Source organism: Pseudomonas sp. BT76 TE3572, from assembly GCF_050435365.1.
GTDB classification, from domain to species: Bacteria; Pseudomonadota; Gammaproteobacteria; order Pseudomonadales; family Pseudomonadaceae; genus Aquipseudomonas; species Aquipseudomonas fluorescens_W.
Window position 1 is genome coordinate 1,450,278 of the sequence record NZ_JBNDKE010000001.1, and the last position, 23,184, is coordinate 1,473,461.

Below are 23,184 nucleotides of genomic sequence, written 5' to 3' on the forward strand. Positions count from 1 at the left end.
TCATTTGGACGACCCATTTTTTCCATTCTCTGCGCCGGCGCCGGTTGGCGAAGTGACACGAACGCCACCCTGTCCTGCCAGAATCAGATTGCCGTTGCCCGCTGCGGTGACTGCCGAAACGGAAATGCGATCCGGACGGTTGAACACGCTGAAGGTTTCGCCGTTGTCGTTACTGCGGATCACCGAGCCACCGTTGCCGACGATCACGATGGAACCGTCATCAAGCAGCGTCGCGCCGGACAGACCGAATTCCAGCGCACCGCGAGCGGCCTTGAGTTCAACCGGCTCCCAGGTCGTGCCGAAATCGGTGGAGCGAAACAGATTGCCTCGCAGCCCGTAGGCCAGCAGCGTATTGGCTTGAGCGGTGCCGATCACGCCGAACAGCGAGCCTTGGTAGGGACCTTCAAGCTTTTCCCAGGTCTGGCCCTCGTCGGCAGAGCGGAACATGCTGCCCTGCTCGCCGACGATGAACAGCCCGGCATCCTTGACCGCGGCAATGCCGTTGAGGTGGTACTGGTCTTCGTTGTCGAGGCGATCGCTGACATCTTCCCAGTGCTTGCCGCCGTCGGTGGTGGCGATCAACGCACCGTAGGCGCCCACGGCAAAGCCGCTGTTGACGTCCTGGAACCAGACGTCGAGCAGCGGCGATTCGCGTTTCAGGTCTTCGAATTGCTTGGTCCAGGTGACGCCGCCGTCCTCGCTCGCGAGGATCTGCGCATCATGGCCGACGGCCCAACCGTGTTTGTCGTCGACGAAATACACCGACGTCAGCATTTGCCGCGTCGGTACCTTGGCTTGGGTCCAGGTCGCGCCCTGGTCATCGGAATACAAAATGTGCCCGCGATCCCCGACTGCCACCAGGCGTTTGCCGGCGTGCACGACGTCGAGCATCAGGCTCTTGCTGGCTTTGGCAGATTCAACGGAATAAACAATGTCGGATGCTGGCGCCGCAGCGGCCAGCGCAGGTGCCGACAGCGCGGCACAGCCCAACAGCGAGAGCGCTGTAGCCAGCAACGCGAATTTGCGTAGTGCCGGCGGGCGGCAGATACCCACACCCATGACAGGCTCACTCATAGACCTTCCCCCATTATTATTGTTAGGTCGTTCAACCTTTCTGGGCGCCATAAGGGATGCTCTTTGCGAATGCCTTTTCTGGAGCATAGTCCTGAAATGCGCAATCTAGAGCCCCCTTCGGAAGCTGGCTTATCCTATCGGGGTTTGGAAAGGTCTGACAATCGACGCCACGTTATGTTTTGTTAACCTGGGGGGGTATGGGGGTTGGGTGAATGTTTGGGTATCAGGTGGGGTGATTGGGGTTTGGGGTTTGGGGTTTGGGGTTTGGGGTTTCGGGGTTTCGGGGTTTCGGGGTTTCGGGGTTTCGGGGTTTCGGGGTTTCGGGGTTTGGTGTACATATCCATTTCTGCGGTAACGGCTACTTATGGTTTCGCTCTTACAGCGAGTCACTTTTCCAGACGCCGAAAAGTAACCAAAAGGCTTCGCCCCGGCGTACGGCGCCTCGCTAAAGCTCCGCGTTCCCTCGCTCCGGTATCCATCAGGGGGCATCGCCTACGGTCTGCTTCGCGACGACCTCCTCTCGATGTGTGCGGCTTCGCCGCACGGCGCTACGCGCCTAACCCCCTGATGAACACCTACGCTCGGCCTGCCGAAGGGGCGAGAGATCAAAAGCAGAATCAAGATCTAAAGCCACAGCCACAGCCACAGCCAGATCAAAAGATCGCAGCCTCGTTTCACTCGACAGCTCCTACAGGGGATGGGTGTACACCCGCTTCTCACCACTCAACAGGCCGAGCGTGAGCTCGCCAGCAGCTTTTGATCTTGATCCACCCGCCCCTTCGGCAGGCTGAGTGGAGGTGTTCATCCGGGGAGTGGCGCGCAGCGCCGTTCGACGCAGTCGAACACGCTGCATGTAGGTCGTCGCGAAGCAGACCGGAGGGCAGTGTCCCCGGATGGATACCGGAACGAAGGAACGCCGAGCCTAAGCGAGGGGCCGGACGCTTGGGGTGAGCGTTTTTTTGCTTACTTTTTTTAGGCGTTTGTAAAAAAAGTGAGTCGCCGTAAGGGCGAAACCCTAAGTCGCCGTTACCGCAGCAACGGATATGTACTCAGTCAACAACAGCATGGTCGGCCCGAAGGCCGCCATAGCAAACCCAAACTCAGGCCAGGCTTTTGCTGACCACCTCAAACACATCACTCGACAACTGACCCGAAGCGCGAATCCGCTCCAGCTCGCCTTTCATCAACGCCTGACGCGCATCGTCATATTTGCGCCAACGAGTCAGCGGCGCCAACTGCCGAGAAGCAATCTGCGGGTTAAACCCGTTCAACTCGATCACCAGATCCGCGAGGAACCGATAACCCGAACCATCCGCCGCATGGAAATTAATCAGGTTCTGCCCGGCAAACGCCCCCACCAGCGCCCGCACCTTGTTTGGGTTCTTGATGTTGAATGCCGGATGCTGCATCAACGCCTTGACCCGCTCCAGACCACCGGGCAACACGCTGCCGGCCTGGACGCTGAACCACTGATCCATGACCAGCGGATTGTCCTTGAAGTGCTCGGCAAAACTGGCCAGGGCCTTGGCTTTCTCGTCTTCGAACGACGAATTGACCAGCACCGCCAACGCCGTCAAACGCTCGGTCATGTTGTCGCTGGTCTCGAACTGCTCAAGCGTCGCCGCCAACACTTCCGGTTTACCGATGAGCATCAGGTACGACAGCGCAATGTTCTGCAACGCGCGACGAGCGAAGTGCTCGGCCTCGGCGACATACGGGGTTTTCTTCGACAGATCGCGATTGGCCTGATAACGCAGCCACAACGCCTCGAACAAACCTTCTGCCAATTGCTTACGAGCAAACTCGCGAGCGATGTGAATGGCGTCAACGTCAGCCACTTCGCTGATCTCGGTCAGATACGCCTCGCCCGGCAGCGAAAGCATTTCCGCGACCATCGCCTGATCCAGCGTCTCGTCCGACAGCACAGTGCGCAAAGCAGAAACCAGACGCTGATCCAGCACCAGCTTCTCGCCCTTTTGCTGCTGAGCAATCAGCTCTTGCAGCACCTGAACCGACAATTGCTGACCCGCATCCCAGCGGTTGAAACCGTCGCTGTCGTGCTGCATCAGGAACATCAGCTGATCGCGGTTGTACGGGAAGCTCAGTTTCACCGGCGCCGAGAAGCCACGTAGCAACGAAGGCAATGGCTGTTCCGCGATGTCGATGAAGGTGAATGTCTGCTCGGCTTCGGTCACCGAAATGACCCGTGAGGTGCCCTGAGCGCTGGCTTCACCGGAAAGACGCAACGCAATGGCCGCGCCTTTGGAGTCCAGCAGGCCCAACTCGACAGGAATCACGAACGGCAACTTCTCAACCTTGTCCGGGGTTGCCGGGCAGCTTTGACGGAACGTCAGGCTGTAGGTTTTCGCCGCCGCGTCGTAGGACTCGCTGACCGCCAAACGCGGTGTGCCGGCCTGGCTGTACCAGCGCTTGAACTGGGTCAGGTCGACGCCGTTGGCGTCTTCCATGGCCTTGATGAAGTCGTCGCACGTCACGGCCTGGCCGTCATGGCGTTCGAAGTACAGGTCGCTGCCTTTGCGGAAGCCTTCGGCCCCAAGCAAGGTATGGATCATGCCGACCACTTCCGAACCCTTTTCGTACACGGTCAGGGTGTAGAAGTTGGAAATTTCGATGAAGCTGTCCGGGCGCACGGCGTGAGCCATGGGGCCGGCGTCTTCGGCGAACTGGTGGGTGCGCAGGTACGCCACGTCCTGGATGCGCTTGACCGTGGCCGAGTTCATGTCGGCGGAGAAACCCGAATCGCGGAACACGGTGAAGCCTTCCTTGAGCGACAACTGGAACCAGTCGCGGCAGGTCACGCGGTTGCCCGACCAGTTGTGGAAGTATTCGTGGGCAACAATCGCCTCGACCCGCTGGTGTGCGGCGTCGGTGGCGGTTTCGGCGCGGGCCAGCACGGCGCTGGAGTTGAAGATGTTGAGGCCCTTGTTCTCCATGGCGCCCATGTTGAAGTCGTTGACCGCGACGATCATGAAGATGTCCAGGTCGTACTCGCGACCGTAGACCTCTTCGTCCCAGCGCATCGACTTCTTCAGACTGTTCATGGCGTGCTGGCACTTGTCGATGTTTTCCGGCTCGACGTAAATGCGCAGCGCCACGGAGCGCTCGGTCATGGTGGTGAAGCTGTCTTCGACGCACCACAAATCACCGGCCACCAACGCAAACAGGTAGGCCGGTTTCTTGAACGGATCTTCCCAGGTCGCCCAGTGCCGGCCGTCTTCGCCAGGACCTGAGGCAATCGGGTTGCCGTTCGACAGCAGCACCGGATAGCTGTGCTGCTCGGCAACCACCGTGGTAGTGAACGTACTCATCACGTCCGGACGGTCGAGGTAATAGGTGATCTTGCGGAAGCCTTCGGCCTCGCACTGGGTGCAGAACATCGTGCCGGATTTGTACAGGCCTTCCAGCGCGGTGTTGGTTTCCGGGTGAATGCGCACGCTGGTGTCGACCGTAAAGCGTTCGCTCAAGGGTTGCAGCGTCAGATGGTTCTCGGTCAACACGTAGTCGTCGGCGCCGAGTTCGCGGTCGGCGAGGTTCACCGTCAACAACTCAAGCTGCTGACCATCCAGCACCAGCGGCGGCAGGCCCGGGCCACGTTCAGGATTGCGGCGCATCACCAGTTGCGCATGGACCAGGCTGTGGTCCTCGAACAACTCGAAGGTCAGGTGCGTCTCGTCGATCAGGTACTCGGGCGCTTGATAGTCCTTCAGGTAGATCATCTTCGGTTGTTCGGTGCGCATGCTGGAGTCCTTACTGATGCACGGCGAGCTGATAGGCCGTGTATTTACGAATATTGATCACGCCAGTGTCGAAGATCAGGTATTGGCCTTTGATCCCTAGCAGCGTGCCTTCGGCAATCGGATTCTTGTCCAGGTTGAAGCTGACGATTTTGGCCGGGTATTGCTCGACCGGATAGCGGATTTCGAGCGTTTCTACATCGGCAATAGTCTGGATCGCCTGTAGGCCGAATCGTTCCTGCAAACCTTGCAAACCTTCGGCGCAACTGTCGAACAGCTGATCACGAACCTGCGCCAGGTCGACCGACACCGCATCGCCCTTGAGTAAAGCACGCCAGTTGGTCTTGTCCGCCACCTGACTGCGGAACAGGTCTTCGACGAAGCCCGACTGCTGACGGGTCGAAACCCGCATGATTGGCAAGGCCTGACGGGCGCCCTGATCGATCCAGCGGGTCGGCAGCTGGGTGGCGCGGGTAATCCCGACCTTCACCCCCGAAGAGTTGGACAAATACACAATGTGATCCGTCATGCAGAACTTCTCGCCCCACTCCGGCTCACGGCAGGTGCCAGCGTCATAGTGGCAACGCTCCGGGCTCATGATGCAGATATCGCATTGGGCCAGTTTGGTCATGCACGGGTAGCAGTAACCCTGGCTGAAACTGGTTTTGGTCTTGCGTCCGCAATGGGAGCAATGAATCGCCCCCAGGTATTCCAGGCGCACCGTGGTCCCGATCAACGGATTGACCGGCACCTCGACGTCGTCCAGACGAAACGCGTACTGCACGTTCGGCCCGTCAAGGCGCGCCGACATTTTGCTGATTGCACCGCGGCCAATCTCGATCAATGGACGGCATCCGATTTGAACAGGATATTCGGCACTTCGATCGACTTGGAGCCGCACTCCTGCACGCCCATGTAACCGGTGCGCTGGTCTTCGGGCAGGTTCTGGATTTCCCAGGCGATCATCGCTTGCAGCGACAGTTCGCGTTGTTCGGCGGTGAGTTTGCCACCGTCGGACCATTTGCCGATTTCCACCGCCAGTTTCAGGCTCTGGTAGATATCAGGGGTGATGTTGTTGATCATTTCGTTAAAAGAGGACATCAAGGGCTCCGCGCTCTTTAATACATAACTGTTTTAGGCGGCCAGTTTACGGCGGTTGTACAAACCACCCAACAAGCCGGTCAAGCATCCGACGAGCAACCCGCCGACGTGGGCCGCATTGGCAATTTCACCGAAGCCGATCATCGAGACCAGCCCCGACAGACACAGCAGCAGCCACACCAGCATCATCACCAGCACGCCGCGCGGCAGGCGATAAGCACGGTTCGGCGACAATATCTGGAAAATCCAGCAATGCCCGAGCAGGCCGTAGAGCACGCCGGACAGCCCGCCGAACAGGGTCGGGCCACTGAAATAATACTGGGCGTAGTTCGAGACCAGGCCGAACAGCAACGTCAGGCCGATCAGGTTGATGCTGCCCTGGCGCGACTCGATACGTCGCCCCAGTTCCCAGTACCACATGCCGTTCATGGCCAGGTGCAGGATGCCGAAGTGGATCAGCATCGGCGTCACCAGACGCCACCACTGCCCCGCCGCCAGGCTGTCGGCCAAGGGCACGAAGTGGATGTACTCGCCGACAACGCGGAAATCAAGGAAGGTCAGCCAGCGCATCGTGTCGAGGTTTTCGCCCAGCAGCGTCACCGCGCCGACAAGCAGGCTCAGCAGCAACACGAATGCTGTCGCCTTGGCGTGGCGCAGTTGCTCGACGAACCCGGGACGATTGATGGTTTGCGCCACCGGAATGTCCAGCTGTTGATCGGGATCACCGGCCGGGAAGCGCTCATACAACACACGCACGTCTTCGCTGATGTTGGCCGGCACCCATAGCACCTGTTCACCCGCCTCTTCGCTGACCCGATGCGGCACCTGCATGCGCTGCAACAGTTTGACGAACCCGCTCAAGTCCACCGCCAGCGGCAGCCGTAAAACGGCAACGGCACTCATCGCAGCACCTCCGGCCGCTCGACATCGACCCAGACAAATTTATGCGGGTCGAGACGGGTTTCCTGGTCCAGGCGGTAGGCAACCAGTTTGCCGTAGAGCACCGCGCTGTAATCCAGGCAGGCCAGGTTCGGCCGGATCGGCGCCGGTTTGCCGCTGCGCCAGTAATGGCCCACGAACAACAATGGCTCATCGACGCCATAGCGCAGCAAGGTGTTTTTTTCAGTGGACGACAGCGGCGTCCGGGCAACGGGTTCGGGCAAGGCGTCGGGCTGGAACACGATGTCTCCGTAAGTTTGCGGGTCGTCTTCCCAGAACTTGGTGCGGAAGAACGAACGCGTCAGGCCATCGCCACTGGTCATGGTCAACCCATGAGGCAAGCGCATGTCAGTGCCACGCAGCAGGCGGTCGAACACGGTGCAGGCGAAACTGCCCGGTACGGCCGAGGCCTGGAGGAAATGTTCATCGACGCAACCATTGGGGAATAGCGCGCGCAGCGGTTCGATCAGCCCCGCGTCCCAGCAGGCATGCACCACCCGGAATCGCCCGGCATCGACGAACAATGGCATCTCATAGAACCATTGCAGGAAATCATGCCAGTCAGCCGGATGGTCTTCGAACTGGGTGAGGGTTTCGCTCAGCAAACGGGCATGGCGCGGGGTGTGCTCACGCACGAACTGCTTGCCGCTGCCCGGGGGTGCCGGCGTGCTCCAGCCGAGGGCGTTGAATTCATGGTTACCCATGATGCACAGCGCCTGGCCGGCTTCGACCATGTCGTGAACGATGTGCAGCGCTTCGCGAATCCGCGGGCCGCGGTCGATGATGTCGCCGACGAACACCGCCATGCGCGACGGATGCCGCCAGACACCACCGTGTTTTTGGTAACCGAGCCGGTCGAGCAAGTGCTCAAGGGTCAGAGCGCAACCGTGCACGTCACCGATCAGGTCGTAGCTACGCGCGGGATCGAGCATCAGTCGCCTCCACCACCCAACTTGCTGCCCCAGCCGAGTTTGGTCCGGCAGACTTCATAGTAGTTGTGATCGAGCGGGTGAATCAGCCGCAGCTTCTGGGCCTTCTTGCTGATGGTGATGGTGTCACCCGGTGCGCAGGTGAAATGGTTCTGCCCATCACAGGAGACTTGCGGGTAAATCTGCATATCTTTGGACACGACGATTTTCAGCTCACTGTTGCCATCGACCACAATCGGCCTGCCCGACAAGGTATGGGGGTACATCGGCACAATCACAATAGCGTCGAGCTTGGGATGCATGATCGGCCCGCCCGCCGACAGCGCGTAGGCCGTCGAACCGGTCGGCGTGGCGACGATCAGGCCGTCGGCCTTCTGGCTGCAGACAAACTGGCCGTCAATGTACAACTCGAACTCGATCATCCGCGTCGACTTGCCGGGGTGCAGCACCACGTCGTTCAGCGCGTCGCCCTGGCCGATGGCCTCGGCGTGACGGCGGACTTCGGCTTGCAGCAGGAAGCGGTTTTCCACCAGATAGTGGCCGTCGAGCACTTCGGCGACTTTGACTTCCAGCTCATCGGGGCGAATATCGGTCAGGAAGCCCAGGCTGCCACGGTTGATGCCGAGCACCGGAATATTGTGTCGGGCCAGCGCGCGGGCGGCGCCCAACAGACTGCCGTCACCACCGACCACAATCACCATGTCACATACTTCACCGAGCATCTTGCGCGACGAGGTTTGCAGGCCATGACCGGGCAAGACTTCGGCGATGGTGTCTTCGAGGATCACGTGCAGGTGACGATCGAGCAGAAACCGTTTCAGTCGGCGGACGGTATCCAGCACCTGAGAACTGCCCAGGCGACCGATGATGCCGATATTACGAAATTGCTCCATGAGGTTCCTGCGCGACGGTGAAAAACACGATTATGGGCGAAAGCGCAGGATAGACAAAATCCTTTCAGCCACAACGGTGTACTCACGATTGAGGCTATGCTCGCAAGATGATCTTATTTCCCGATTTGCTGCAGTTACCCCACCAGTTGCGCCACCCCGAAGTGCGCGACCTGGCCTGGGTCATCCTCGCGCCGCCGATGCTGGGCGTCACGACGTGGCCGCAGCGTCATCCGCTGACCGGCAGTGACTGGGTACAAGCGCCGGAGCGGCTGGAACAGTGGCTGCGGCAACTGGATCGAGACAGTTATGACTTGCTGCACTGGCTGGCGCAGGCCCGAACCCGGCGACTGGGCTTGTACTACGAACGCCTCTGGCAATACGCCGTGCGGCACGCACCGGGTATCGACCTGATTGCCGCCAACATGCCGATCCGCCGCGAAGGTCACACGCTGGGTGAGCTGGACATGCTGCTGCGCGATCGTGACGGCGTGCATCATCTGGAATTGGCAATCAAACTTTACCTCGGCCCGCAAAATGGCGACGGACACGACACGGCGCAGTGGCTCGGCCCCGGCTGCCACGATCGACTGGACCGCAAACTGGCCCATCTGACTCAGCATCAATTACCGATTTCGGCGCGCCCGGAGAGCCGCGAAGTATTGGCCGCGCTGGATATCCAGCAGTTCAGTGCGCATTTGTGGCTGGGCGGCTATTTGCTGTATCCGTGGCCGGGACCTGCCGAGCCACCGAATGGCGCACATCCCCTGCATTTACGCGGTAGCTGGCTGCATCAGAAGGACTGGGCAGACTTTGTCGTGCAGCGCCCGTTCGGTCGCTGGCAACCCCTGCCCCGCCATGCCTGGCTGGCACCGGCCTACTATCCGGTGGAGCAGACCTGGAGCACTGAACAGCTGAATGCCTGGCTCAGCGACCTGGAGCCACTGGCCCCGGCGCGGTTGCTGGTGCGACTCACAGAAAACGCCCAGGGCGATTGGGAAGAAGCCGAGCGGCTGTTTCTGGTGGCGGATCTTTGGCCGAATGTGCCGGGTAATGGCTAGTTTTTGTGGTGATAGCACTGGCCCCATCGCGGGCAAGTCGGATCGCCGCACCGCCGCTCCCACAGGGATTTGTGTTGATCAAAAATATGAGCTTCGCAGGTCCATGTGGGAGCGGGCTTGCCCGCGATGGGGCCAACTCGGTCTAAACGGATAACCGCACAGCCAGCGCCGCCAACGTCACCAACAACACCGGCACCGTCAGCACAATCCCGACCTTGAAGTAATACCCCCAACCGATCCGAATGCTCTTGCGCTCCAGCACATGCAACCACAGCAACGTCGCCAGGCTGCCGATCGGTGTAATCTTCGGCCCCAGGTCACTGCCGATGACGTTGGCGTAGATCATCGCCTCCTTCACCACCCCGGTCGCCTGGCTGGCATCGATCGACAGCAAACCGATCAGCACCGTCGGCAAATTATTCATTGCCGACGACAGCAGCGCCGTCAGCACGCCCGTGCCCATGGCCGCGCCCCACACGCCGTAACCGGCAAAACCATCCAGCCATCCGGCCAGATACCCCGTGAGTCCGGCGTTGCGCAGGCCATACACCACCAGGTACATGCCCAGCGAGAAAATCACGATGTGCCACGGCGCTTCTTTGATGACTTTGCGCGTGGAAATCTTGTGACCACGGGCCGCGATGGCCAGCAGCAACACCGCGCACACCGCAGAGATGGCACTGATCGGAATCCCCAGAGGCTCGAGCGCGAAGCAGCCGAGCAGCAGAATCACCAACACGGCCCAACCGGCATAAAACGTGGCGTGGTCGTGGATCGCTGAAGCCGGATGCTCCAGTTGTTCGGGGTCGTAATCCTTGGGAATGGAACGACGGAAAAACCACATCAGCATCGCCAGGGTTGCCGCGACACTCACCAGGTTGACCGGGATCATCACCGCCGCGTAACGGTTGAAACTGATGTGGAAGAAGTCCGCGGAAACGATGTTCACCAGGTTCGACACCACCAACGGCAGACTCGCCGTATCAGCGATGAAACCGGCGCCCATGACGAACGCCAGGGTCGCCGCCGGGGAAAAGCGCAACGCCAGCAGCATGGAAATCACGATGGGCGTGAGAATCAGCGCTGCCCCGTCGTTGGCGAACAACGCCGACACCAACGCACCGAGCAACACCATGTAAGCAAATAGCTTGCGTCCGCTGCCCCGCCCCCAGCGGGCCACATGCAACGCTGCCCAGGCGAAGAATCCCGCCTCGTCCAACAGCAGACTGATGACAATCAGCGCGACAAAGGTCCCGGTGGCGTTCCAGATAATCTGCCACACCAGCGGGATGTCGCTCAGGTGCACGACCCCGAAAATCAGCGCAAGCACCGCGCCGAATACTGCGCTCCAGCCAACGCCAAGGCCTTTTGGCTGCCAGATCACCAAGGTGATGGTCAGCAGGAAAATCAACGATGCGATCAGCATGCAGTACAGCCTTGTCGAAAAAACAAACCGCGATTCAGCCGCAATGCACGAGCGGAGTAAAGCCCAAACTTGCTTTCCTATCCCTAAACACACCAAGGTCGATGTAGCAGCTGCCGAGCCTGCGAGGCTGCGTTCGGCGACGCAGTCGTCGTAAACCCTGCGAACGCGGTATTCCTGGGACACCGCAGTGCCTGATTTCACGACGACTGCGTCGCCGAACGCAGCCTCGCAGGCTCGACAGCTGCTACGACGGAGCGGTGTGTCATAGCCGGATCACACGGCCCTCGATCGGGACGCTATAGCCTGATCACATGCCCTTCGATCGGTGCGATCTGGCCGTGAAACAGCCGGGAAATCACACTCTGCGCGGCTTCATAGCCTTTGCTCTCGACCACTTCCAGCAATGGTTTGTCAGCCGTAGTCAACTGCCGGTAGAAACGCTGCAAGCCCTCACCAATATGCTGACTGACCCCTTCTGGCCCCCACTCGGCATTGCGCTTGCGGATCTGGATCGGCGCAAAAAAGAACACCGGTTGCGGCCCTTCAATGGCCGTCAATCTAGCCTCATCGGTGCTTTGCGCAGAACCGGCGAAGCAGCTGTAAACCAACTGCCCGGCAAAATGCTGGTGGACCTGATCCCGTAAATCCAGGTCGCCGGAAAAATCTACATACAACGTAGGACGGTCATTGGCCAGGCTCGCCAGTTCTGCATAGGCCACCGTTCGCTCGTAACAACCGAGTTTCTCGACAAACGCCTTGTTGCCGGTCGAGGTCAGCGCCACTCGCTCCAGTCCCGGGTGATTGTCCAGGCAGACCGCCGTGCCATAGGCGGTTTTGCTCGAAGCGCTGGAGATCACCAGTCGAGTTGCGCCGAAGAACTGTTGATCCTGCAGGAAATCCGCGAGCATCGACGAGGTCAGGAACAACGGTTTCAGCAATATCTGCAGGTTTTCGGTTTCAGGGCTGTAGTACGAATCCCAACTGCAACGGGTGTATTGGTTGTACGCCGACGTCAGCGCCTGCCGATGCTCGGCGGCGTCATAGAAACCACGCTCGGTGACCCGTTCCGGGCGCATCCACAGATGGCTGGCAATCGGAAAATACCCGTAGAAACGCTCCCCGACCTCGATGCCGGCCACATCAGACGCCACGACATCGGCAAAACCCCACGCCGGGACGTGCCCCCATTCCGCTAACCCTGTAGGAAAGAATTCCCAGTAGTTCATCGAGTTGCCATAGGCCGCGTAGGTAATGTTGTTGGTGGTCAACGCGCACCGGTCGATCTTGACAATCACCTCGCCGGCGGCCGGAATCAGGCTACGTTGCTCCTGCTCGATTCGACTTTGGTCAAGGGCGTTTTTGCGGGTAATCAGCCGTGTTACCGTGCTTGAACTTTGCATCTTTCAGACTCCTGCTGCGCGTGAGTGGCGGGTCGCACCAGAGTAGTGGCAGCCGATGAAGAGCGGGTTCGGAAATTCCAGGGGCAGCACCTCCACGCTCAATCCCCGCGCCAAGCCGTTGAAACGGCCGAGCCAGGCCCGGGCGATTTTCACCGTAGAGGCAATTTACGAAGCGTTTGTTCGGATTTGGCAACGCGACGGCTGGTCGGGGTTGACCACGCGCGCGGTGGCCCTGGAAGCAGGCGTCGCCATTGGCACGTTGTACGACTATTTCCCGAGCAAGGAAGCCTTGCTGTCAGGTTACGTCCGACATTGCCTGGAGCATCTGTTGCAGCAGGTGGATGAACAGGTCGTACAGCCCACGGATCTGGATTGGCAGACCCGGACCCAGCGTCTGATACGCCTGACCTGTGACCCGGTCGAGACCAGGCAACCGTTGTTCGACTATGAACTGATGACCCTCGAACACCAGATCGCCGAACCCAAACATCATCGGCGAGTGTTCCAGGAGCTGTCGCAGAAGTGGCGCGAAGCCTTCGCAGCCTGTACCGATTTGCCCGTATGCCCTTCAGAAACAACCATTGATGCCTGGCTAATCACGGCGTGGGGCGGTCGCCGGTATTGCGTCACCGCACAACCTGCGGCGGCGCAAACCGCCGCATGGCTGCTGGAGATCGAATCGATGATCTGTGGCCGGCTCCGTGGCTAAGTGAGCGTCATTGCTTTTTATGCTGCTCGACCCACTGCCCATAAGCATTGATGAATTTTTGCAAAAACGGTTTGAGCGACTCGGACAGGTTACCCGCCTCGTCGAACGCGGAACCGGCGCCGCTCAGATAGGCTTCCGGTTGCTGCATGCACGGCACATCCAGAAACACCATCGACTGACGCAGGTGATGGTTGGCGCCAAAACCACCGATAGCGCCCGGCGAAGCACTGATCACCGCTCCGGGCTTGCCGCTCCAGGCACTCTTGCCGTAGGGACGCGAACCCACATCGATCGCGTTCTTCATTGGCGCAGGCACCGAACGGTTGTATTCGGGGGTGACGAACAGCACCGCGTCGGATGAGCTCACTTGTTGCCGGAAAGTGCTGTAGGCTGCCGGCGGTGAATCACCATCGATGTCCTCGTTGTAGAGCGGCAGATCGCCGATTTCGACGATAACCAGTTTGAGATTGGCAGGCGCCAGTTCGGCCAGGGCCAGCGCCACCTTGCGATTGATCGATTCCTTTCTCAAGCTGCCGACCAGTACAGCGATCGTATAGACGTTGCTCATGGAAGATTCTCGACTGTCCGATGGAAAGAGCTTGTAGTTATAGATGACGATTCAACCCGTGGGCGACTGAAAATCGCCGCCCCTGACTATTTTTTTCCTGTAGGAAAACTTACCTCGCCCAACCACGGTCTACTGAGCCGCAAATTGAGTGATTTATCCCCAGAGGTTCTAAGCAGATGGCAGCAGTACTCGTCGGTCAGTTCCATGCAAGAGACGCGGAAGGCCGCGTTTATTCCGTGCATGAGTTCCAGGAATCCACCCCGTCGGCAGACGGCCTCACTGGCTCGGTGCCTGTCACCACTTATAAGCTGGCCATTGGCGATCGCGTTAAAAAGCTCGATGACAACCAGTTTTTGCTGGTGCAATCAGACGTCACTATCGTGCGCGAGCCCGACACCTATGTCGGCAGCCGGCCGGAACCCACGATCGCCTCATAACTCCGTGTTATGAGCAGAAGTCATATGCGCGCACTTGAGTTAGGATTCAGCCACTGACTCCCTCACCTGCTGAACATGGACTTCACGCATGCGTTTACGTCATATCGAAGTGATCCAGGCGCTCTTGCAGACCGGTCACCTAGGCACCGCGGCCGAATGGCTGCAGTTGCCTGTGGCCGAAGTCGAAGGGATTCTGCGCGAAGCCGAGGATCAGTTGGGTTTCATGCTGTTTTCCAGCGTGCGTGGACGCTTGCAGGCTACGCGCGAGGCGCGGGAGTTACAGGCCCAGATCGCCCACGTCTATGAAGCGCTCGAGCCGGTCCAGCGCCTGGCCAACAGCCTCAAGCAATATCAGGCTCCGCCCTTGCGGATCGTCTGCACGCCGCCCCTCGCACAGCAGTTATTGCCACAGAGCATTGCCGCCCTGCGCCGACGCCTTCCTGATGCCCCTTGCACCCTTCTGAGTCAACCGACTCGCGAGATCGTCAGAAACCTGCTGCTGCGCGAAAGCGATCTGGGCCTGAGCCTGCATGACCCCGATCACGCCGACATTCATTGCCAGGTGATCGCCCAAGGCAAACTTCAGCTGCTCGCGCCCCACGGCTGGTTGCAACCCAAACAAAAGTACATCTCGCTGCAGGACCTGGCCGGCCAATCGATGGTTGGCCTGGAAGGTCATGATCCGCTGAGCCCGGCGCTGGAAAACAAGCTGCATGCCCTGCGCCCTGCCCCGGTCATTCAGACCCGGGTACAGACTCACCAGATGATGCGCAGCATGGTCGAGGCCGGTGAAGGCCTGGCCATCGTGGACCCTTTCACCGCCCTCGGGGCCAAATCGGCTGGACTGGATGCCTGCCCGCTGGCGCCGGCCGTGCCGATCAGCCTTTATGCCTTGACCCTCAACAACGGCGAGCCATCAGCGGCGATTCAGGCACTGCTGGGCATCATCACGGAACAAGCCGTGGCGATGCTGGCGAACTAAGCGGCGCTTCCAGCGGGTTATCGAACAATCGATACCAGAACAGCGCCACTTCGGCGGTGTTCGGATCGATCCCGCGATAACGCAGATGATCGATTCCGCCCAGGACGTAACCGCGGCGCTCATAGAGCCGGCAGGCCCCCAGGTTGTTGTTCTGGGTTTCGAGCATGATGCCCGGCAGTTTCTTTTTTCGACTCCAGAACTGCGCCACATCCAGCAACGCCTTGGCCACGCCATGACGGCGCGCCGGCGCATGCACCGCCAACTCGTCGATATGGGCGAAGCCGTTCCAGTTGGTGCTGACCACCAGGTGACCCACCGGCTCATCATCGAGATAAGCCATGAAAATCGCGCTGTCAGCGGCATCGCGGAAACTGCTGAATTCTTCGGGATCAATGCCGTAGCACTTGCGATAGGGCGTGATCGGCGTCACCAGCCACTGCTCCACCGGTTTACCGATTTCGGCTGCGCCGTAGGCCACGACTTCAAAACTGAAGTCACTGCCCCAGATGTAGGCTGCAAAACCATCATCGGCAACGCGTACCGACAGCCCTGGGAATTTCGGATTCATGATCGGTTGCATACTCGGAAAGGTCCTCATTCCTTGATGCAATCAACGGTGTAATGCCGTCCATTGCCCTCGTCTTCGTGTTGCAATCCGTGCACATCAGCGACAAACCCCGGGAAGCTGCTATCGAACGTGCGCGCAAATGCCAGGTAATCGATGATCGAGCGCGTCGACTCGGTAAAGCGCTCGCCGGGCATGATCAACGGAATCCCCGGCGGGTACGGCACCAGCATCACCGCGGCGATCCGCCCATCCAGAGCATCGATCGACACGGCTTCAACTTCGCCACGCACCAATTGATCATAGGCGTCAGACGGCTTAATGGCGATTTCCGGCAGCACCGTGTACATGCGCTTGAGGTGTTTGGCCGTGGCATTGCTGCGGTAGCAGGCGTGCAATTGATCGCACAGATCGCGCAAACCCATGCCCTGATAGCGCGCGACATTCTCTTGCGCCACGCACGGCAGGCAGGTCGCGAGGCTGACATTGGCATCGTAGCTGCGCTTGAACTCCAGCAACTCGGTCAGCAACGTGCTCCATTTGCCCTTGGTGATGCCCATGGAGAACAGCACCAGGAACGAATACAGCCCGGTCTTTTCAACGACCAACCCACGTTCCCAAAGGAATTTGCTGACCACCGCCGCCGGAATCCCGCGCTCGCTGAGGGCGCCGCCTGCTGTCAGGCCAGGCATCACCAACGTGACTTTGATCGGATCAAGCAACACGTAGTCGTCGGTCACGCCGCCAAAGCCGTGCCAGTCAGCGTCGGGCTGCAGCAGCCAGTCATCGGTGATCACCCGATTGATGCCCTCCACCGACGGCGGCTGCCAGATGGAAAACCACCAATCGTCAGCAGCGATGTGCTGGCGCAAATTGGCCAGCGCCCGGCGAAAACTCAGCGCCTCGTCAAACATTTCCTGCAACAGCGATCGTCCGGCCGGGCCTTCCATCATGGCCGACGCCACATCCAGCGAAGCGATGATGCTGTACTGCGGCGAGGTAGAGATGTGCATCATGAACGCTTCATTGAAGCGATCCCGATCCAGCTGCCGCGCGCCGCCGTCCTGCACGTGAATCATCGACGCCTGGCTGAACGCCGCCAGCAGTTTGTGGGTGGAATGGGTGGTGAACACCAGCGGGCCGTCTTCACTGCGGGACGTGCCCATGCCGAAACGTCCGGCGAAGAACTCGTGAAACGCCGCGTAGGCGTACCAGGCCTCATCGAAGTGCAAGACCTCGACGCTGTTGCCCAGTTGCTGCTTGATCAGCTCAGCGTTGTAGCAGAGGCCGTCGTACGTCGAATTGGTCACCACCGCCAACTTGACCTTGGGCGCCCGGCCTTTGGTCAGCGGGCTGGCGTCGATCTTGGCCTGAATCGATTCGCGGCTGAATTCGCTCAACGGAATCGGGCCGATGATCCCCAGCTCATTGCGCTCCGGGCACAGGTACAGCGGAATGGCGCCGGTCATGATGATCGAGTGCAATATCGACTTGTGGCAGTTGCGATCCACCAACACCAAATCATCGCGAGCGACCATCGAATGCCAGACGATTTTGTTGGCGGTTGAGGTGCCATTGATCACGAAGAAGGTGTGATCGGCGCCGAAATTGCGCGCAGCACGGGCCTCGGCTTCTGCCAGCGGACCGGTGTGATCGAGCAAAGAGCCGAGTTCCGGCACCGACACCGACAAATCGGAACGCAGGGTATTTTCCCCGAAGAACTGGTGAAACGCCTGACCCACCGGGCTCTTGTGGTACGCCACGCCGCCGCCATGGCCGGGTGTGTGCCAGGAATAATTGGAGTCGGCCGTGTGCTGCACCAGCGCTTTGAAAAACGGCGGCAGCAGACCATCCAGATACTTGCGAGCCGCTCGGGCGACCTGCCTGGCCAGAAAAGGCACGGTGTCTTCGAACAGATAAAGAATCCCGCGCAGCTGATTGAGTTCAGCCATGGCGTCGGCCGGAGCATTCTCCAGGGTCACCTGCTCACCCAGCGCGAAGATCGGCAAGTCGGGCGCACGCACCCGTGCCAGGCCAATCAGCTCGGCCATGTTGTGCAATAGATGAGAGTGAGTGCTGGCGTCTTCGGCCGCAATCAACATGCAGGAAAGACCGTGATGGGTCGAGGCAACCAGACGCCCTTCGGTGTAATCCACCGCCGAGACAATGCTGAAGCCTTCCTGCTCCAGCTCCCGGGCGATGCCACGCACGCGGTCACCGGCGACGGTGTCGGCCTTGATGTCGCGATGGACGATCAGGACCGGGAATTTCAAATCTTTATACATGGGGCTCAGTGTCCTGAGGCGGCAGACCGTGGTCCGCCAATCACCTCAGGGTAGAGGGTTCGAGCGCATGTGGCGAGTGCGGCGCCCCGAAGGAGGTCATCGCGCGCACCATCGTGTAGCGAGGAATCCAAAGTCGAGATGAGTACTTGTGGCGAGGGAGCTTGCTCCCGCTCGGCTGCGCAGCAGTCGCAAATCCTGAAAATCTGGTGTTACTGGAAGAATGCAAAGGGTCGCTACGCAACCCAGCGGGAGCAAGCTCCCTCGCCACAACAGCCCTTTCACTTAAGGCAGATTTATCAGGCTTGAGCCTTGGCCTCGGCCAGTTGCTGCCAGAGCGATGGGGCGCCGGCGGATTTGGCGATGGTTTCCAGGCGTGCCACGTGTTGGGCCAGGTCATCTTCGCTGGCACGGATAATCCGCGTCGGCTGACGATCGGCCGGCAGACGGCGGATCTCGGTGGCGGAATTGTCCGCGCCTTCCCCGGACCCGTTGCCATCGGAGGCATTGCCGGCAAGGGACAGGCTGGTCTGGCCGCCCGTCATGGTCAGGTAAACGTCGGCGAGGATCTCGGAGTCGAGCAAGGCGCCGTGCAGTTCACGACCGGAGTTGTCGACGCCATAACGTTTGCACAAGGCGTCGAGGCTGTTGCGCTGCCCCGGGTGACGTTCCCGGGCCATCATCAGGGTGTCGAGAATCGAGCAATGTTGCGTGATGTCCGCACGATCGTGCTGGCCCATCAGGGCGAATTCGTTGTTGATGAAGCCAACGTCGAACGCCGCGTTATGGATGATCAGCTGCGCACCCTTGATGAATTCAAAGAACTCATCGGCCACTTCCGTGAAGCGCGGCTTGCCGACCAAAAATTCGTTGGTGATGCCGTGGACGCCAATCGCGCCTTCATCACTCTCGCGGTCCGGTTGCAGGTAAACGTGAAAATGCCGGCCCGTCAGGCGCCGACCGATCAACTCGACACAACCGATTTCGATAATCCGGTGGCCGTCGGTCACCGGCATGCCGGTGGTTTCGGTATCGAGTACAACGGATCTGGTGGCCATCAGTGCTCAGCTCTCAACGGGTCATTCGTGCAAAAGCGGCGATGTTAACACGCTCGCCGGGGTCTTTCAGGTGCCGGCGCTGATCGCTCCCACGCTCTGAGTGGGAACGATCAGTCTGAGGCTTAGGCTTGTTTGTAACCGCGCACTTCGTCTACGCCACGGTTGGCCAATTGGTCGGCGCGTTCGTTGCCATGGTGACCGATGTGCCCGCGCACCCATTTCCAGGTAACGTTGTGGCGATTGACCTGTTCATCCAGCAACTTCCACAGATCAGCGTTTTTCACCGGTTCTTTCGCGGCGGTTTTCCAGCCGCGCTTCTTCCAGTTGTCCATCCACTCGTTGATGCCTTTCATCACGTACTGCGAGTCGGTGACCAGCAGCACGTCGCAAGAGCGCTTGAGTTCTTCAAGGCCGCGGATCGCGCCCATCAGCTCCATGCGGTTGTTGGTGGTGTTGGCTTCGCCGCCCCACAGTTCTTTTTCAATGCCTTTGCACACCAGCAAAGCGCCCCAGCCGCCTGGGCCAGGATTGCCTTTACAGGCGCCGTCGGTGAAGAGTTCTACGCTATCGCTCATGCCAATCTATCCAGAAAATGCGGTGGCTCGCCGATCGGTGATCGACGATGCCCGAGGCCGGGGCAAACCCGGCCGGGAAAATAAAAAGTGTATTACGGATCGATGCGGCGACGATTGACCTTGGCCATCGGCAATGGAATCAGCTTGCCCATCGGTTCGCGCCGCTCCTGACGGACGGGCCGCAGGCCCACCACGATCTTGCGCGCAACCAATAAATAGAAGCCGCCACCCGACAGTTGCCAGTCACCGGCCTTGCGCTCCCAACCGGCCAGACGAGCCTGCCAGGCGGGTGACGCAAGCGGCGGACGATAGCACCCGAAGCGGCGTTTCTCCAGCGCGAAACCCAGCAGGTTCAACCAGTCACCGACTCGCGACGGGGAGATGCAGCGAGCCTTGCGCAAGGCGTCGTGAGCAAAAACGTGACGCAAGCCCCAGGTGCTCCAGGGGTTGATCCCGACGATCAGCAGATGCCCGCCGGGCCGCACGCTGCTCGCCGCTTCGCGCAGCAGGCCGTGGGGTGACAGGCAGAAATCCAGCCCATGCTGCAACACCACCACGTCGGCGGCATGCTCGCTCAAAGGCCACGCCTGCTCTTCGCAGACGATCTCGACACCCGGCAATGGCGCGCCGAGCCGCACATTGCGCTGGACTTGCGGCGCCGACGGCGGCGTTTGGGCCGACGGACCGTAATGCACCAGGTAGCCACCGAAGAACCGTCCCAACTCGTCTTCGAGCATGCGACGTTCTTCGTCCAGCAGAAATTGCCCGATGGGGCCGGACAGCCATTCACGGGCCGCGCTGATCAATGTCAGCCATTCAGGATCAGCCTGAGCGAACGCTTTATCGGTCATTGCATTCTCCAACGCGCCAGGAAGTTCTAAGATGCGCCATTGTTTTCCGCTTGGCGAATCCGACGATGATACAGATCAGTGCCCTGCCCGCCTTCACCGACAACTACATCTGGTTGTTACAAGACCACCGCACCCAGCGCTGTGCAGTGGTCGACCCGGGCGATGCCGCGCCAGTGCAGGCCTGGCTCGCCGCGCATCCGGGTTGGGTGTTGAGTGATATTTTGATCACTCACCATCATCATGACCACGTCGGCGGCGTCGAGCAGCTGAAAAAAGCGACAGACGCGACAGTCTACGGTCCAGCCAGCGAAACCATCCCGCTCCGAGACGTTGCCCTTAAGGACAACGACCGCGTCAGCGTGCTGGGCTGGGACTTCGATGTCTTTGCCGTCCCCGGCCATACCTTGGGGCATATCGCCTATTACCATCATGGTTTGCTGTTCTGCGGTGACACCCTGTTCGCTGCCGGTTGCGGACGCTTGTTCGAAGGCACGCCGGAGCAAATGCATACCTCACTGACGCGCCTTGCCGCGCTGCCTGAAGATACGCTGGTCTACTGCACTCACGAATACACTTTGAGCAACTTGAAGTTTGCCGCAGCGGTCGAACCAGGCAATCCGGACACCGCCGCACGTCTGGAAAAAGTCACCGCACAACGTGAAGCCGGAATCATGACGCTGCCCTCTACTCTGGCGCTTGAAAAGCTGACAAACCCGTTTTTGCGTGTCGACGAAACATCCGTTAAAGAAAAAGTGGACGAACGGAGTGGAACCCAAAACCGGGCTCCGAGTGCGGTCTTTGCTGCTCTTCGTGCTTGGAAAGATAAGTTCTAAGTAGCCATCATGTTGGTACAAAAGTTCTGAATGGTTGACCGCAGGGGGTACGCTTTCTAGAATCGCCCGACATTTTTGCCCGGAACTTACTTCCAGCCAATGTCGTCATCTATTCGTAAAGCCATCAATTCAGACGCATTGACCCGCTTGGCTCAAGCCATTGCGGTGGCTGTGTCCGCCACTTTGGCGGGCTGTTCCAGCCATGTGCCGCAGACCGACGCGACACACACTCCGAACATCGCCGCTCGAGCCAAGCAGAAACCCATCTGGCTCAGCGAAAAACCGACTCCACAAATTCCACAAGACGTCTGGGAGCGCATGCGCCAGGGCTTCCAGCTGCAAGACAACGTGGGCGTCAACCCGCGCATCGAGCAACAGCGCCTGTGGTTCGCCAGCAACCCGTCCTTCCTCGAAAACGCCGGCGAACGCGGCAGCCTCTACATTCACTACATCGTCGAACGCCTTGAAGAACGCAACATGCCGCTGGAACTGGCGCTGCTGCCGGTGATTGAAAGCGCCTACAACCCGATGGCCTATTCCCGGTCCGACGCGGTGGGTCTTTGGCAATTCATTCCTTCCACCGGGCGTTACTTCAACCTGCGTCAAACCCGTTTCTATGATGGCCGTCGCGACATCACCGCCTCGACCACCGCGGCCATGGATTACCTGACCCGCCTGCACGACATGTTCAACGGCGACTGGCTGCTGGCCCTGGCGGCGTACAACGCTGGCGAAGGCACGGTCAGCCGGGCCATCGAGCGCAACGAAAAACTCGGTTTGCCGACCGATTACTGGAACCTGCCGCTGCCGGCAGAAACCCAGGCCTACGTGCCAAAGCTGCTGGCCCTGTCGCAAGTGGTGCTGGCACCTGAAGCCTACGGCGTGAACCTGAACCCGATCGCCAACGAACCGTACTTCCAGGTCGTCGAAATCAACCAGCGCATGGACCTGTCCAAGGTCGCCGCGGTGGCTAACATCGACGAAGACGAACTGTTCCAGCTCAACCCGGCCTTCAAGCAGCGCACCACCATCGATGGCCCCCAGCATTTGCTGGTGCCAACGTCCAAGGCGCAACTGCTGACGGCCAGTCTGTCGACCATGCGTCCTGAAGAGTTGATCAGCAAAAAATCGTTCAAGCCGGTCTTCGAAGGCGCCGACGACTCCGAAATCGCCAGCCTCAAACGCGCCTATCGCGTAAAACGTGGCGACAACCTGGTAGCCATCGCCAAGGCCAACAAGGTTGACGTCAAGGACCTGCAGCGCTGGAACAAGATGAGTGGCAAGGACCTCAAGGTGGGTCAGACCCTGGTAATGCAGGACACCACCAAGCGCAGCGGCGGCCGTGTCAACACGGTCGTGGCGGCAAACAGCAAAACCAACAGCAAAGCAGTCAAGGAAAAGCCGCAGACCCAATACAAGGTCCAGCAAGGCGATTCGCTGTATATGGTTGCCAAACGTTTCAACGTTGAAATGCAACACCTCAAGCGCTGGAACCCGCGTGTTGGCCAGGCGCTGAAGCCGGGTCAGATGCTGACGGTGGCTTCGCCACGCTAAAATGAGCCCCTGATTTCAGGGGCTTTTTTTCGCCTGCCATTTGAGGTCTCGTGTGGTTGCAATCGTATCTGTGGCGAGGGAGCTTGCTCCCGTTGGGCTGCGAAGCAGCCCTGAACCCTGAACATGCGGTGTGTCAGAAATAATAGAGGCGCAGGTTTGGGGCCGCTTCGCAGCCCAGCGGGAGCAAGCTCCCTC

Annotated in this window: 21 protein-coding genes; 6 read left to right on the top strand and 15 right to left on the bottom strand. The window is 59.7% G+C overall.

The genetic code is table 11. From position 1 onward, the window contains the following. The 7 genes from ABH912_RS06475 to ABH912_RS06505 form a co-directional block, all read right to left on the bottom strand. Complete coding sequence (locus tag ABH912_RS06475; RefSeq protein ID WP_429510129.1) at nt 1–1,074, bottom strand: WD40/YVTN/BNR-like repeat-containing protein; 1,074 nt, start codon at nt 1,072–1,074, stop codon at nt 1–3. A 1,100-nt stretch (nt 1,075–2,174) separates the two neighbouring features. After that, entirely contained in the window at nt 2,175–4,832 is a 2,658-nt protein-coding gene (pepN, locus tag ABH912_RS06480) for an aminopeptidase N (protein WP_429510131.1), read from the bottom strand. Between the two features lie 10 nt (nt 4,833–4,842). Beyond that, on the bottom strand, nt 4,843–5,673 hold the full coding sequence (locus ABH912_RS06485; protein WP_033054639.1) for a DUF2797 domain-containing protein: 831 nt from the start codon (nt 5,671–5,673) through the stop codon (nt 4,843–4,845). Beyond that, a complete protein-coding gene (locus ABH912_RS06490; RefSeq protein ID WP_008152127.1) occupies nt 5,670–5,930 on the bottom strand; it encodes a YeaC family protein in 261 nt (86 codons plus the stop codon). Before ABH912_RS06490 ends, ABH912_RS06485 begins: the two co-directional genes overlap by 4 nt. 33 nt (nt 5,931–5,963) lie before the next feature. Beyond that, the gene (locus tag ABH912_RS06495) at nt 5,964–6,833 is read right to left on the bottom strand and encodes a rhomboid family intramembrane serine protease (protein WP_033054638.1); all 870 of its coding nucleotides are present in this window, start codon (nt 6,831–6,833) and stop codon (nt 5,964–5,966) included. Beyond that, nucleotides 6,830–7,804, bottom strand: coding sequence for a metallophosphoesterase (locus ABH912_RS06500; RefSeq protein ID WP_429513060.1), 975 nt, complete (start codon nt 7,802–7,804; stop codon nt 6,830–6,832). The genes ABH912_RS06495 and ABH912_RS06500 overlap by 4 nt, the downstream gene beginning before the upstream one ends. After that, nucleotides 7,801–8,691, bottom strand: coding sequence for an NAD(+) kinase (locus tag ABH912_RS06505; protein WP_007906781.1), 891 nt, complete (start codon nt 8,689–8,691; stop codon nt 7,801–7,803). The genes ABH912_RS06500 and ABH912_RS06505 overlap by 4 nt, the downstream gene beginning before the upstream one ends. A 107-nt stretch (nt 8,692–8,798) precedes the next feature. On the opposite strand from ABH912_RS06505, the gene ABH912_RS06510 reads away from it, so the two are divergent. Continuing rightward, on the top strand, nt 8,799–9,749 hold the full coding sequence (locus tag ABH912_RS06510; protein ID WP_429510132.1) for a DUF1853 family protein: 951 nt from the start codon (nt 8,799–8,801) through the stop codon (nt 9,747–9,749). Between the two features lie 142 nt (nt 9,750–9,891). Here the strand turns inward: ABH912_RS06510 and ABH912_RS06515 are convergent, their stop codons facing one another. Continuing rightward, nucleotides 9,892–11,175, bottom strand: coding sequence for an arsenic transporter (locus ABH912_RS06515; protein WP_033054635.1), 1,284 nt, complete (start codon nt 11,173–11,175; stop codon nt 9,892–9,894). A 296-nt stretch (nt 11,176–11,471) separates the two neighbouring features. Beyond that, on the bottom strand, nt 11,472–12,575 hold the full coding sequence (locus ABH912_RS06520) for a DUF2855 family protein (RefSeq protein ID WP_429510133.1): 1,104 nt from the start codon (nt 12,573–12,575) through the stop codon (nt 11,472–11,474). Between the two features lie 55 nt (nt 12,576–12,630). Here ABH912_RS06520 and ABH912_RS06525 point away from each other — a divergent pair, with 55 nt between their 5' ends. Beyond that, nucleotides 12,631–13,284: a TetR/AcrR family transcriptional regulator gene (locus ABH912_RS06525; RefSeq protein WP_033054633.1), complete on the top strand. Its 654-nt coding sequence runs from the start codon at nt 12,631–12,633 to the stop codon at nt 13,282–13,284. Nucleotides 13,285–13,291: 7 nt separating this feature from the next. Here ABH912_RS06525 and ABH912_RS06530 read toward each other — a convergent pair whose 3' ends face one another. Continuing rightward, nucleotides 13,292–13,852: an NADPH-dependent FMN reductase gene (locus ABH912_RS06530; protein WP_033054631.1), complete on the bottom strand. Its 561-nt coding sequence runs from the start codon at nt 13,850–13,852 to the stop codon at nt 13,292–13,294. 176 nt (nt 13,853–14,028) lie between these two features. On the opposite strand from ABH912_RS06530, the gene ABH912_RS06535 reads away from it, so the two are divergent. Both ABH912_RS06535 and ABH912_RS06540 read left to right on the top strand, forming a co-directional pair. Continuing rightward, nucleotides 14,029–14,289: a hypothetical protein gene (locus tag ABH912_RS06535; protein WP_033054629.1), complete on the top strand. Its 261-nt coding sequence runs from the start codon at nt 14,029–14,031 to the stop codon at nt 14,287–14,289. Nucleotides 14,290–14,377: 88 nt separating this feature from the next. Next, the gene (locus tag ABH912_RS06540) at nt 14,378–15,271 is read left to right on the top strand and encodes a LysR family transcriptional regulator (RefSeq protein ID WP_033054627.1); all 894 of its coding nucleotides are present in this window, start codon (nt 14,378–14,380) and stop codon (nt 15,269–15,271) included. Here ABH912_RS06540 and ABH912_RS06545 read toward each other — a convergent pair. The 5 genes from ABH912_RS06545 to ABH912_RS06565 all read right to left on the bottom strand — a co-directional run bounded on the left by ABH912_RS06545 (nt 15,237) and on the right by ABH912_RS06565 (nt 20,602). Beyond that, complete coding sequence (locus tag ABH912_RS06545; protein WP_429510134.1) at nt 15,237–15,851, bottom strand: GNAT family N-acetyltransferase; 615 nt, start codon at nt 15,849–15,851, stop codon at nt 15,237–15,239. The genes ABH912_RS06540 and ABH912_RS06545 overlap by 35 nt on opposite strands. Nucleotides 15,852–15,865: 14 nt before the next feature. After that, on the bottom strand, nt 15,866–18,121 hold the full coding sequence (locus ABH912_RS06550) for an Orn/Lys/Arg decarboxylase N-terminal domain-containing protein (RefSeq protein WP_429510135.1): 2,256 nt from the start codon (nt 18,119–18,121) through the stop codon (nt 15,866–15,868). A 296-nt stretch (nt 18,122–18,417) separates the two neighbouring features. Beyond that, the gene (gene dnaQ, locus ABH912_RS06555; RefSeq protein ID WP_033054619.1) at nt 18,418–19,176 is read right to left on the bottom strand and encodes a DNA polymerase III subunit epsilon; all 759 of its coding nucleotides are present in this window, start codon (nt 19,174–19,176) and stop codon (nt 18,418–18,420) included. A gap of 122 nt (nt 19,177–19,298) precedes the next feature. Beyond that, nucleotides 19,299–19,751 carry a ribonuclease HI gene (rnhA, locus tag ABH912_RS06560; RefSeq protein ID WP_008152099.1) on the bottom strand — a complete coding sequence of 151 codons (453 nt, stop codon included), beginning with the start codon at nt 19,749–19,751 and terminating at the stop codon, nt 19,299–19,301. Between the two features lie 92 nt (nt 19,752–19,843). Beyond that, on the bottom strand, nt 19,844–20,602 hold the full coding sequence (locus ABH912_RS06565) for a methyltransferase domain-containing protein (protein WP_008152097.1): 759 nt from the start codon (nt 20,600–20,602) through the stop codon (nt 19,844–19,846). Nucleotides 20,603–20,667: 65 nt separating this feature from the next. Here ABH912_RS06565 and gloB point away from each other — a divergent pair, with 65 nt between their 5' ends. Both gloB and ABH912_RS06575 read left to right on the top strand, forming a co-directional pair. Continuing rightward, a complete protein-coding gene (gene gloB / locus ABH912_RS06570) occupies nt 20,668–21,435 on the top strand; it encodes a hydroxyacylglutathione hydrolase (protein ID WP_429510136.1) in 768 nt (255 codons plus the stop codon). 99 nt (nt 21,436–21,534) lie between these two features. Further along, nucleotides 21,535–22,989 carry a transglycosylase SLT domain-containing protein gene (locus tag ABH912_RS06575; RefSeq protein ID WP_033054614.1) on the top strand — a complete coding sequence of 485 codons (1,455 nt, stop codon included), beginning with the start codon at nt 21,535–21,537 and terminating at the stop codon, nt 22,987–22,989. The last annotated feature ends 195 nt before the right edge of the window (nt 22,990–23,184 follow it).